This window comes from Streptomyces sp. T028, from assembly GCF_048159505.1.
In the GTDB taxonomy this organism is placed as follows: Bacteria; Actinomycetota; Actinomycetes; order Streptomycetales; family Streptomycetaceae; genus Streptomyces.
Map to the genome: position 1 here is coordinate 63,549 of NZ_JBLRVZ010000031.1, position 12,217 is coordinate 75,765.

Consider the following 12,217-nt stretch of genomic DNA (forward strand, 5'->3'; position numbering starts at 1 on the left):
GCCTGCCCCGCCCGGCTGACCCACAGGATAGGCCGGGTGGGACGGACGGGCCGGAGTCAGGTCCGGCCGAGCACCCACCACGAGCCGCGTCAGCTCCGGCGGAGGGTCCACTTACGGCGCGTCACCCACTCCGCGCGCCTCACCTCCGCCACGCCCGGGGGCGCCTCCAGCGGGACGTACACCTTGGCGTCCGCGGCCGGCGGCAGCAGCTTCAGCAGGACGGGTTCGCCCGGCGGCAGCCGGTCCACGGCCAGGTCCCAGGGGCGGCCCGCGAAGAACTGGTCAGCCACCAGCTGCCCCGCCCGCGTGTACGCCCGTGCCGTGTCGCCCGTCCAGTGCAGGCGCAGGAGGGTGCCCTCGGGGACATCCCCAGGGATGTCCACCCGGTACACCGCGGCTACGGCGTCGTAGTGCTCGTCGGCCGGGGCGCTCGCGCGGCCGAGGACACCGGTGGCGGGGGTGGGCGGCGGGCCCGGCGGGCGGAGGAGGGTGAGGGAGGGTTCGAGGAGGGTGCTGATGCCTGTTTCCGGTTCCGCTTCCGGTTCCCTGCTCGTGTTCGTGTCCGGGAAGAGGGTGTAGCGGGTCAGGGGTCCGTCCTGGGTCTCCTTCAGGGTGGCGCCGGAGACCGTCGGGGCGTGCGGTGGGGCGGGGAGGACCGCCAGGGTCGGCCGATCGGCGGGCGGCTCGGCAGGGCGGCGCGCGTCCGTGCGGGTGTGGAGGCGTACCTCGTCCCGTTCCTCGTCGAAGACGACCCCGTCCGGGGACAGGATCAGGCGCGGCGCTCCCCACGCCCGGCCCTTGTAGGCCGTACGGGCCGTCGTCGCGTCCAGGACCAGCAGGGCCACGCGGCTGCCGTCGGCGGTCTCCGTCTCCACGAGGGCGTCGGCGCCCGGGCGCAGGCCGGTGATCAGGACCCGGCCGGCTTCCCGCCGTACGGTTCCCGGTCCGGTGACCGTCCCCACCGACCGTGCGTCCAGGGCGAGTTCGGGTTCGATGCCGTCCGTCGCCGCGAGCACCAGGACCGTACGGCCGTCCTCGTCGGCGACCGTGCAGACCGGCTGGGCGGTGGCCCAGTCGAGGCGGAGGCCGGCCACGTCCAGGCGCAGGGGCCAGCAGAAGTAGGCGCCGGAGGGGACGGTGACGGGGGTCGTGGGGAGGGTGAGGGGCTCGCCGTCGGGGAAGGCGACCGTGAAGGTGGTTCCCTGGTGGGCCGGCAGTGGCTCGTGCGGCTGGTGGTTGTTGACGAAGAGGAACCCGGAGGCCCGGCCGTCGGTGCGGACCGCCCAGCGGAGGGTGGTGTTGTCGTGCTGGCCGCCCGGGCCGTCGGCGGGCAGTGCCGACTCCATGGGCGCGATCCGCTCGCCGAACTCGGCCAACAGGAGGTGCTGGAGACGGAGTTCGTCGTACGACGGCCGGTACTGGCCGTACTCGCCGAGCGGGGCCTGGAAGTCGTACGTCAGGACCGGGAGGTCGTTGGGGTAGGCGGTGGCGTGGGACTCCTGGAGGGTGGTGAGGGCGCCCAGCGGGTTCGTGCCGCCGTGGAACATGTAGTAGCCCTGCCAGACCGAGCCGCAGCCGATCTTGGTGAGGCCGAGGGCGCCGATGTCGGCGGCGTCGACGCGCGGGCGGCGGTGGTAGGAGACCGCCATGCCGCCGCCCAGTTCGCAGGTGGCCCAGGGGAAGCGGTCCGCGTAGGCCGCGGGGTCGGTGCCGCGTACGGTCGTGGGACGCAGGTCGGCGCCTATGCCCTCGTCGTCGCGCTGGTGGGTGAAGAAGAAGTGCTTGCGGCAGGTGTCGGGCCAGCCGCCGTCGTGCTCCGTCCAGAAGGTCTCGGTATAGCCGCCGTAGAGCGGGAGCAGCTCGTCGCCGGGGAGCTGGACTCCGCCCCAGGCCGTCGAGGTCCACAGGGGTGCGTCGAGGCCGGCTTCGCGGGCCAGCTGCTTCAGGGTCAGCAGGTGGTCGGGCTGGTCGTACAGCTCGTTCTCGATCTGGATGGCGACGATCGGGCCGCCGGACGCGCGGTCCAGGCCGCTGAGTTGCGCCGCGATGGCTTCAAACCAGGGGCGTACGGCGGTGAGGTACGACGGGTCGTTCGTGCGGGGGGCGTGGGTGCGGGCCATGACCCAGTCGGGGAGGCCGCCGTTTCGGACCTCGGCGTGGGACCAGGGGCCGATGCGGGGGATGAAGTCCAGGCCGTGGCGGGCGCAGAGCCGGGCGAAGCGGCGGAGGTCGCGGTCGCCGTCGAAGCGGAGGTCGCCCTCGGTCTCCTCGTGGTGGATCCAGATGAGGTAGGAGGCGACCGCTGTCACGCCGCCCGCCTTCATCTTGAGGAGCTCCTCCTCCCAGTGGGCGGCCGGGTGGCGGGAGTAGTGGAACTCGCCGGAGACCGGGAACCAGGGGCGGCCGGCGCGGGTGAGCCAGCGGCTGGTGACGGCGATGGGGTCGGGGGCGGTCGGGGCGTCGGAGAAGGGGAGGTGGTCGTGGAGCGGGGGTGCGGAGGGGGTGGGGACCTGGATGTGGTGGTGGGGCATCGGGTGTGCGGGCTCCGGGTTGGCGGGGTGGGTCGAAGCGGCGTCGCGCGGGGCGCCTGCGGCCCGGGGGTGGGTCGGGGTCTGGGTCGTGGCGGTGCGGCGGGCCCGTCGCCACGACCCGTGGGCGTCAGGGGGTCGTCGGGCCCAGGTCGGGGGTGTCCATGAGGTGGGCCCTGGGGGTGGTGGTGCCGTGGAGTTCGAGGAGGACCAGGTCGTTGGTGCCGGGGCGGAGGACGGGGGCCGGGACGTAGAGGGTGTGCTGGGGGCCCCGGTTCCAGTAGCGGCCCAGGTTGAAGCCGTTGATCCAGGCCTGGCCCTTGGTCCAGCCGGGGAGGGAGAGGAAGGTGTCGGCGGGTTCGGCCACCTCGAACGTGCCCTTGTGGAAGGCGGGTTCGGCCGAGGTGGGCGTGGTCGCCGGGGCGAAGGCGACGGCGGGCGGTACGTCGTCCACGGGGAGGGGGTGGCAGTCCCAGCCGTGCAGGGCCTCGCCGTTGAAGGTGACCGGGCCGAGCAGGCCCTTGGGGACGCCGATCCGGGGGCCGTAGTTGACGCGGCCCATGTTCTCCACCAGGACGTCCAGGACGGCACCGGGGCGGGGGACGTGGAGGGGGAGCGTCTCGTCGTAGCGTTCGCGTTCGAGGACGCCGACGGGGGCGCCGTCGAGGAAGACCTGGGCGCGGTCGCCGACTCCGCCCTCGAAGTGGAGCAGGCCGGTTCCGGAGGTGGGCACGGTGGTCCGGTAGAGGACGTGTCCGGCGCGCCGGCCGAGCTCGTCGGCGGTGACGGGATCGGCGGAGTGCACGCCGTCGTGCCCGAGCCGCTGGAAGAGGGGGAGGCGGTGGGTCAACTCGACGGTGGTGAGGGGCAGTTTGGGAGACGGAGAGGGTACGGGCTCGTCCGGAACGCCGGCATGACGGGCGATCACCTCGCGGAAGGCGTGGTACTTCGGGCCCGGGTCGCCGCTCTCGGTGAGGGGGGCGTCGTAGTCGTACGAGGTGATGGTGGGCGCGTAGGCGTGGTGGTGGTTGGCGCCGTTGGTGAAGCCGAAGTTGGTGCCGCCGTGGAACATGTAGATGTTGACCGACGCGCCCGCGGCCAGGAGTCGGTCGAGGTCGGCGGCGGCGTCCGCGGCGTCCCGGCCGTGGTGCGGGCCGCCCCAGTGGTCGAACCAGCCGATCCAGAACTCCGAGCACATCAGGGGGCCTTCGGGCTGGTGTTCGCGGAGGCGGGCGAGGGAGGTGTCGACGCGACTGCCGAAGGTGCCGGTGGCGAGGACGCCGGGGAGGGTGCCGTGGGCGAGGTGGTCGCCGTCGGTCTGGTCGCAGGTGAAGAGGAGTTCCTCGATGCCGCGGGAGCGGAGGCTGCTCTCCACGTGCTTGAGGTACGCGGTGTCGTCGCCGTACGCGCCGTACTCGTTCTCCACCTGTACGGCGATGACCGGGCCGCCCGACGCCGCCATGTGCGGGAGGAGTGCGGGGAGGAGGAGGTCGAGGTAGCTGTCGAAGGCGTCGGTGAAGCGGGGGTCGCTGGTGCGGACGCGGATGTCGGGGTCGGAGGTCAGCCAGAAGGGGAGGCCGCCGCCGTCCCATTCGGCGCAGATGAAGGGGCCGGGACGGAGGAGGACGTGCAGTCCCTCCTGCTGGGCGAGGCGGAGGAAGCGGGGGAGGTCGAGGATGCCGTCCAGGTCGAGGATGCCGGGGGTGGGTTCGTGGAGGTTCCAGGGGATGTAGGTCTCGACCGTGTTCAGGCCCATCAGGCGGGCTTTGCGGAGGCGGTCGGGCCAGTGGTCGGGGTGGATGCGGAAGTAGTGGAGGGCGCCGGAGAGGATGCGGAACGGCTCGCCGTGCAGCAGGAAACCGTCGGAGGTCGTGGTCAGGGCGGGCATGCGGGTTCCCTTCGGTACGGGTGGGACGTTGGGGCCGGTCAGAGGGCGGCCGTGCGGGTCGCGCGGGTCAGCCACAGCGTCGCGGCGAGGCACACGGCCGACACCGCGGCGAGGAGGAGCGGTACGGCGCGTACGCCCGACCACTCGATGACCTTGCCGAGCGAGGGGCCCGCGGCGACACCGCCCGCCAGGGAGGCGGCGATGACCAGGGCGCCGGCGCGTCGGGCGTGGGGCGCGGCCCGGTTGAGCCAGGGCAGGCCGGTCGGGAAGATCGGCGCGATGAAGAGGCCGACGCCCGCGTAGGCGTACGGCGCGAGGTCCGGTACGGCGGCCAGCAGCAGGCAGACCGTCATGCCCGCGCAGGAGACCGTGATGATGGCCTGGGCGGAGAAGCGCAGGGCGAGCGGGGCGACGAGGAAGCGGCCGACCGTCATCATCAGCCAGTACACGGAGGTGGCGGTGGCGGCGAGACCGGCGCCGTAGCCGACGGTCTCCAGGTGGGTGGGCTCCCAGCCGCCGACGCCGGCCTCGATGCCGACGTGCAGGACGTAGAGGGCGACGAAGACGGCCAGTACGGAGCGCAGGGCGCGGCGGGCGGGCGCGGGCGCGTCGGCGGTGTCGCCGCCGACGTGCTGCGGAACGTGGTCGCGTACGCCGCGCAGGCACAGCAGCAGGGGCAGGGTGACGAGGGCGAAGGCGAGGAAGACGGCCGGGTAGCGGTCGGCGCCGACCGTGCCGATCAGGGCGGGGCCGAGGATCGCACCGATGCCGAAGTGGGCGTTGAGGATGTTGAGCATCGCGGTGGAACGGTGGCCGAAGCCGACGGCGAAGAGCTGGTTGAGCCCGTAGTCGACCCCACCGGCGCCGAGGCCGGCGAGGAGGGCGGCGCCGAGGGCTGCGGCCCAGTCCGGCGCGAGAGCGAAGCCCGCCGCGCCGGTCGCCATCAGCAGGTACGAGGTGCCGAGCAGCCGCCGGTTGCCGATACGGCCGTACAGCCGGTCGAAGAGGAGGACTCCCGCGACTCCCCCGACGAAGTGGGCGCTCAGGGCGAGCCCGGTGGTGGACGGCGAGAGGCCGAACTCCTCACGCAGGGCAGGAATGGCGGGCCCGTAGAAGGCCTGGAGCGCGCCCATCAGGGCGAAGGCGGCGCAGGCGGCGACGACGGCGGCGGTGCTGAAGACAGGGAGGACAGGGCTGTCCGGCGGTCCCGGCACCGGCGGGGTACGCCGCTGCCGCGTGGGCTGGTCGGTCACGCGGACTCCAGGGGCGGACGGCCCACGACGGTGTGGGCAGGGGTGTGCTACTCCGACGAGCATCGATGTTACCGGTAACATCAGTGCCGTCAAGATGGCCTGCGGGAGGTCGTCCGGGGAAGCCGGGTGGGGCGAGAAGGGAATGGCGGACGATGTCGTCCCGGGCACAGGTTGGTTGCGAGAAGGACCTTTGGGTGTGCGGGAGTTGAGCGGGCTGCACCATGCGAAGCATGGAACGTGACCGGTACGTCGACTTTCTGCGGGCGTGGGCGATCGCGCTCGTCGTGGTGGGCCACTGGCTGATCACGGGGCTGGTCCGGCACCCGGACGGGGAGATCACCGCGCCGGAGCTGCTGGCGACCGTGCCCTGGACGCAGTGGCTGACCCTGGGCTTCCAGATCATGCCGCTGTTCTTCCTGGCGGGTGGGCATGCCGCGAGCGGGTCATGGGCACGGGCACGAGCCGGCGGGGCGACGGCGGCGGGGTGGGTCGGCGGCCGGGCGATACGGCTGCTGCTGCCGGTGGCGGTGTACAGCGGGCTGGTGCTTTTCGCCGTCGGGGTCTGCTCGGCGCTCGGCGTGGATCCGGTGACGCTCGCTCTGGTGGGCTGGGCGATGGCGATGCAGTTCTGGTTCCTGCCGGTGTATCTGCTGCTCAGCGGCCTGACTCCGGCGCTGCACGCCCTGCACCGACGGTGGGGACCGCGGGTCCCGGTGGCGATGGGGGCGGTCGGTCTCGGGGTCGGCACGCTGGTCGCGACCGTCGACGGGCCGTATGCGGAAGCGGTGGGGGCGCTCAACTACCTGCTCGTGTGGGGTGTCGTCTACCAGCTCGGCTTCTGCTGGCGGGACGGGCCGCTGGGCGGGGGGCGACGGGCGGTGCCGTTGGCCATGGCCGTGGGGGGTGGGGCCGGTTTCGCCCTGCTCGTCGGCCTCGGGCCCTTCCCCGTCAGCCTGATCCTGGTGACCGGACAGCACCCCAGCAACACCAACCCGCCGTCGGTGGCCATGCTGGCGTGGGCGGTGGCGCAGGTCGGGGTGAGTCTGCTCGTCGCGCCGGGCATGCGGCGGGTGCTGGAGCGGGCGTGGGTGTGGCGGGCCGTGCGGGGGCTGGGGGCGGCGAGCATGACGCTGTACCTGTGGCACATGCTGCCGGTGCTGGTGGTGGCCGCCGCCTTCTATCTGACCGGCCTCGCACCCGAACCCGGCTACGGCTCAGCGGCCTGGTGGGCGCTTCGGGTGCCGTGGCTGGTGGTGCTCGGCGTCGTTCTGGCGGGCGTACTCCGGGCGCTGCGGCCGCTGGAGCGGTGGCTCGGGGGGTGGGGAGCGCGGGTGCGGCCCGACGCCGGGCTCCGGGGTGCGGCGGCGTGGCGGATGTGGGCGGGGATCGGGGTGAGCGTGTGGGCGTTGACGTATTTCGCGGGGCATGGGTTCGCCTACGGGGGCCGGTTCCCGCTTGCGGCCGCGGTGGGGTTGGGGGCGGGGGCGGGGTTGGTGCTGTTTCCGGGACGGGTTGGGCCTGGTGAGCGGGGGGTGGTGAAGGAGGAGGGGGCGTTGGAGGAGGCGGCATGACGAGGCCTGCGGTGTGCTGGGCTGGGCCAGAGCCCGGACGGAACCCACCCCAGCACGGCCAGGAAGACCAGGACCCACAGGACGAGGTTGCTGACCACGCCTCGTCCGCCGGACCGTCCAGGTGGCGCATGCCGGGATGCGATCTGCGGCCGGGGGAGGTGCCATGGGAAAACAGGAGGTGGGAAAGCCATGGCCCGAGCTGTCTGGAGCGGTGCTCTCTCATTCGGGCTCGTCGCCCTGCCGGTGCAGTTGTTCACAGCGACGGAAAGCCACACGATCCGCTTCAACCAGCTCCAGCGCGGAACGTCCGACCGCGTGCGCAACAAGCGGGTCAACGAGCGCACCGGTGAGGAAGTCCCGATGGAGGAGATCGTCAAGGGCTTCGACATGGGGGACGAGTACGTGGTCGTCGAGCCGGAGGAACTGGACGAGATCGCCCCTGGCCAGTCCAAGTCGCTGGAGATCACCGGGTTCGTCGACCTGGACCAGGTCGAGCCGGTCTTCTTCGACAAGACCTACTACCTGGCACCCAAGGGCAAGGAGTACGCCAAGGTCTACGCCCTGCTCCACAGTGCCCTGGCCCAGGCGAACAAGGTCGGTATCGCCACCGTCGTCATGCGCAACCGCGAGTACCTGGTTGCCGTGAAGGCCGAGGGTGACGTCCTGGCGATGCACACCATGCACTGGGCGGACGAGGTCCGCGACCCTCACCGGGAGATCGGGAGCCTCCCGGAGGAGACACAGGTCGCCGACAAGGAGCTGCAGACGGCGGTGCAGCTGGTCGAGGCGCTGAGCATCGACTGGAATCCGGAGGAATACCACGACACCTACCAGGAGAAGGTGCTCCAGCTCATGGAGGCCAAGCGCACGGGGCAGACGGTGGAGAAGGGCGAGCCGCCGCCGCGCTCCACCAACGTCATCGACCTCATGGACGCGCTGCGGGCCAGCGTCGAGCAGGCCGAGACGACAAGGAAAGGAAGCGGCAAGGGAGCGCGGAAAGCCGCGAGCACGAGTCCTCCGACACCGCTGAAGGCAGCGACCGAAAGACGCGCGGGGCGTACGGCGGGAAAGACCGCGAAGTCCTCGAAGGTTTCGGAACTGGAAGGGCTGAACAAGGCCGAGCTCTACCGGCTCGCAACGGACGCGGACATTCCCGGTCGTTCATCGATGACCCGCGGGGAACTGCTCCAGGCCCTCACCGGCAAGAGGGAAGGACGTCGCCCCACACGAGCCTCGTGACAAGGGAGCAGCGGGTTCAGGAATCGGACTCCTCATGCGCGCCGCCGGACGGCGCCTCCTTCATGGGGAAGGCCATCAAGCTCATGCCGACGGGAATCGTGCCAGGTGAGCGAGGTGGGCGGGCGGCGTCGTGGAGTTCGGCCGCGATGTCGGCGAGCTTCTCCCGGGCCGCGTCCCACGCTGCCGGTTCCACCCACAGCTCCGCGTCGACCGTCACCCCCCTGCCTTCCGGATGCCGGCGCACGGCGCGCTCCTTGAGCGTGTGAGCCAAAGCCGCTCCCAGCAGTTGCGTGCCGTCCTTGCGGTCGGACAGCGGTGAACCATGGACGGTGCGGTACCGGCGTTCCCTGCCTCCACGACGGGTGCGTTCCTCGGCCAGTTCGACCAGGCCGACGGCGTCCAGATTCCGAAGGTGCCGGCTGGCCAGGGCATGAGAGGTGCCCAGCTCCCGGGAGAGTTCGGCGGCGGACATCGGTCCGGGCCACATGAGCGTGAGCATCCGCAGCCGCAAGGGGTGGGCGAGTGCTCTCAGGACGGGGTCCACGTCGGTCACTCCAGCAAGTAAAGCGCATGTCCCCACAGCCGTGAGCTACCCCCAACGAAATCGTTGGGGGTAGGGTGCCGAGAACCCGAAGCGACGTCACGAAGGGGCGGGCATGGCTGTCGGCTTGCTCACGGTGCTGCGGGATCGCAATGCACGCGTCTACATGGCGGGGGTAACCATCTCCGGCTTCGGGGACTCAGCCATGCTTCTGGCCGCCGGGGTCTGGGTGAAGGAGCTCACCGGCTCCAACAGCCTTGCCGCCCTGGTGGGTTTCTGCTCCTGGGCGCCAACCCTGGCGGGACCCGTCATCGGCACTCTGGCCGACCGGATGCGCCGTCGCACACTCTTGATCGCCACGAGCCTGACTCTGGCCATTGTCATGACAGCGCCAGTCGCCGTGCGCTCATCGCAGGACGTCTGGCTGCTCTTCACCGCACTGACCATGGTGGGCGTGGGAACGGTGCTCATGGACGCCGCCGAAACCGCGCTGATCGCGTCAGCCATCGCAAGTGAACTGCGTGGAGACTTCAACGGCCTGGTCCGGACCGCGATCGAGAGCAACAAACTGCTCGGCCCGCTGGTCGGTGCGGGTCTTTTCACCGTTCTCGGCGGCCCGACCGTCGCTCTGCTGAACGCACTCTCCTTCCTCCTGGGCGCCATCGCGTTCAGCCTGATCAAGGTGCGCGAGCCCGCCCCTTCACACCGGTCACGGCGGAACTGGACCGCCGAGACCGTGGAAGGGGTGCGCCACCTGTGGGGGCATCCGACGCTGCGGTCCCTGGTCATGGCGGGTGGCTGCGCCATGGCGGCATCAAGCCTCAGCAGCACGGCCACATACGCGTTGCTCGACATCGGACTGCACCGACCCGCGGCATTCGCCGGCGTGCTCAACTCCGTGCAGGGACTCGGATCCGTCGCCGGCGGCCTGGCGGCGGGCACGCTCCTTCGGCGCCTTCCAGTCCGCGCCTTCTCGGCGATCGGGTCGGCTCTCTTCACGCTCGGGGTCCTGGCCCGGCTCACCGACCTCGTCCCGGTCGTACTGCTCGGCAGCCTGCTCATCGGCCTGGGCCTGCCGTGGCCGCTCATCGGTGCACTGACCACGATCCAGAAGGAAACACCGGACGAACTCCTCGGCCGGGTCGCCGCCACCGCGAACACGCTGGCCTTCGCGCCGACCGCTCTCGCCCTCCTCGCGGGCACGGCCATGGTCGCGATCCTCGACTACCGGGTGCAACTCCTCGCAGCAGGCGCGCTCGGCCTGGCGACAGCCCTGCTACTGGCGGTCACCGCCCGTCCCGCACGCCAACGCGATTCCGCCGAGCCGAGCACGAACCGGAGAACCGCCGAAGGAGGCGGTTTCGTGTGATTCTCGTCGTATGACGCCGATCACAGAGGTGGAGGGGCGGAGGCTCGCGCTCAGCAATCTGGAGAAGGTGCTGTATCCGGCGACCGGCTTCACCAAGGGCGAGGTGCTGCACTACTACGTCACGGTCGCCGAGGTCCTGCTCCCCCATCTGCGGGACCGGCCGCTGTCCTTCCTGCGGTATCCGGACGGGCCGGGAGGGCAGGTGTTCTTCGCCAAGAACGTGCCGCCGGGGACGCCCGAGTGGGTGACCACGGCCGAGGTGCCGCGCTCGGAGGGGCCGGCCCGGATGGTACTCGTGCAGGATCTGGCGAGCCTGGTGTGGGCGGCGAACCTGGTGACCGAGTTCCATACGCCCCAGTGGGTGATCCAGGATCCCGGGCAGGCGGATCGGCTGGTCTTCGATCTCGATCCGGGGGCGCCGGCGGGGGTGGTGGAGTGCTGTGAGGTCGCTCTGTGGCTGCGGGAGCGGCTGGCGGGGGACGGAATCGAGGCGTATGTGAAGACGTCCGGGTCGAAGGGGTTGCATCTGGTGGCGGCGGTGCGGGGGGCGTCGTCGGAGCGGGTCACCGAGTACGCGAAGCAGCTGGCGGTGGAGGCGGAGCGGGCGATGCCCCGGCTGGTGCTGCATCGGATGACGCGGAGTCTGCGGGCGGGGAAGGTGTTCGTGGACTGGAGTCAGAACGCGGCGCGGAAGACGACGGCCACGGCATACACCTTGCGGGCTCGGGAGGAGCCGTTGGTGTCGGCGCCGGTGCGGTGGGACGAGGTGGGGGAAGTCGTGGAGTCGGGGGACGCGGGGCCGGTGGTGTTGGGGGTGGGGGAGGTCGTGGAGCGGGTGCGGGAGTGGGGGGATCTGTTGGCGCCGGTGTTCGACGAGGGGCGGGCGGGGGCGGTGCCGTGAATCCCCGCGCGGCGAGAGGCGAGTGTGCGCTCAGTCTCAGCGACACGCCGCATACACGGCGTGTCGCTGAGACTCGATCACCACTTTGTCGGCCCGGACAGGGTGGGGTTACAGGTGGGTCCAGGTGTTGCGGTCTCTGGCCATGGCGTGGAGGGCCTCGACGTCCGCCGGTTTCAGGACTCCGCCGAGGCGGGTGAAGTTGTCGAGCTCGGGGGCCGTGAGGACGCGGACCTCGCGGGGCGCCGTGGTGAAGGTGACCTCGGTGGGGGCGACCAGGGCCAGTACGGCGTGGACCTCGGCGGTGAGGGCGTGGGAGGCGCGGGCGGCGTCGGTGCGGAGGCGGCGCAGGAGGGGGGCGGGGTCGCGGCGGCCCAGGGTGATGTGGGGGTCGGCTATGCGGACACGCTGTTTCCGGGCGTAGAGGGAGTGGATCGAGAACAGGCCGCCGGGTCCTATCGCCAGGTGGTGGAGGCGGTCGCCGCCGGGGAGCGGGATCGAGTGCAGGGTGTGCCAGCCGGCGCCGTCGAGGCGGTCCAGGGCGTCGCCGACTGTCTGTTCGGCGGTGAGGGCGTGGCGGCGCGGGTCGGGCCGTAGGCGGTGGGCGGGGGGCGGGTCGCGGTCCAGGGAGACCAGGAGGGCCTCGCCGGGGCGGTTGGGGGCGAGGTCGTCGTCCGGGTGGAGGGCGAGCCGGGCCAGCTCGGCGGGGGTGGGCACCGGGGGCGGGCCGACGGTGAAGGCGCCGGTCAGGAAGGGGCCGAGCGCCTCCAGGACGTCGTCCCGGCGGTCGTCGGCGAGCAGGTTGATCCTGGCCGCCTCACGGTCGTACCAGGCGATGTTCCTGCCGTCGGTGAGACAGACGTAGAGCCGTTCCTGGCCATGCCGCCAGGTCGGTACGACGCGTAGTTCGGTCATGCGTCATCACCCCTA

At 71.6% G+C, this 12,217-nt stretch carries 9 protein-coding genes; 4 read left to right on the forward strand and 5 right to left on the reverse strand.

Annotation, left to right across the window (positions count from 1 at the left end; translation table 11 throughout):
* Window positions 1-89: 89 nt before the first annotated feature.
* The 3 genes from ACLZN2_RS29075 to ACLZN2_RS29085 form a co-directional block, all read right to left on the reverse strand.
* Window positions 90-2,531 carry a beta-galactosidase gene (locus ACLZN2_RS29075; RefSeq protein WP_416982240.1) on the reverse strand — a complete coding sequence of 814 codons (2,442 nt, stop codon included), beginning with the start codon at window positions 2,529-2,531 and terminating at the stop codon, window positions 90-92.
* A 127-nt stretch (window positions 2,532-2,658) separates the two neighbouring features.
* On the reverse strand, window positions 2,659-4,416 hold the full coding sequence (locus ACLZN2_RS29080; RefSeq protein ID WP_416982241.1) for a glycoside hydrolase family 35 protein: 1,758 nt from the start codon (window positions 4,414-4,416) through the stop codon (window positions 2,659-2,661).
* A gap of 38 nt (window positions 4,417-4,454) precedes the next feature.
* Window positions 4,455-5,669, reverse strand: coding sequence for an MFS transporter (locus ACLZN2_RS29085; protein ID WP_416982242.1), 1,215 nt, complete (start codon window positions 5,667-5,669; stop codon window positions 4,455-4,457).
* A gap of 230 nt (window positions 5,670-5,899) precedes the next feature.
* On the opposite strand from ACLZN2_RS29085, the gene ACLZN2_RS29090 reads away from it, so the two are divergent.
* On the forward strand, window positions 5,900-7,240 hold the full coding sequence (locus ACLZN2_RS29090; protein WP_416982243.1) for an acyltransferase family protein: 1,341 nt from the start codon (window positions 5,900-5,902) through the stop codon (window positions 7,238-7,240).
* A gap of 189 nt (window positions 7,241-7,429) precedes the next feature.
* A complete protein-coding gene (locus tag ACLZN2_RS29095) occupies window positions 7,430-8,479 on the forward strand; it encodes a Ku protein (RefSeq protein ID WP_416982244.1) in 1,050 nt (349 codons plus the stop codon).
* A 16-nt stretch (window positions 8,480-8,495) separates the two neighbouring features.
* On the opposite strand, the gene ACLZN2_RS29100 is transcribed toward ACLZN2_RS29095, so the two are convergent.
* Window positions 8,496-9,032: an ArsR/SmtB family transcription factor gene (locus ACLZN2_RS29100; protein WP_416982245.1), complete on the reverse strand. Its 537-nt coding sequence runs from the start codon at window positions 9,030-9,032 to the stop codon at window positions 8,496-8,498.
* A gap of 103 nt (window positions 9,033-9,135) precedes the next feature.
* Between ACLZN2_RS29100 and ACLZN2_RS29105 the strand changes: the two genes are divergently transcribed.
* On the forward strand, window positions 9,136-10,389 hold the full coding sequence (locus ACLZN2_RS29105) for an MFS transporter (RefSeq protein ID WP_416982246.1): 1,254 nt from the start codon (window positions 9,136-9,138) through the stop codon (window positions 10,387-10,389).
* A gap of 10 nt (window positions 10,390-10,399) precedes the next feature.
* Window positions 10,400-11,290 (forward strand): non-homologous end-joining DNA ligase, encoded by an 891-nt coding sequence (gene ligD, locus ACLZN2_RS29110; protein WP_416982247.1) that lies wholly within the window; start codon window positions 10,400-10,402, stop codon window positions 11,288-11,290.
* Window positions 11,291-11,398: 108 nt separating this feature from the next.
* On the opposite strand, the gene ACLZN2_RS29115 is transcribed toward ligD, so the two are convergent.
* Complete coding sequence (locus ACLZN2_RS29115) at window positions 11,399-12,202, reverse strand: nuclease-related domain-containing protein (RefSeq protein ID WP_416982249.1); 804 nt, start codon at window positions 12,200-12,202, stop codon at window positions 11,399-11,401.
* Window positions 12,203-12,217: the final 15 nt, after the last annotated feature.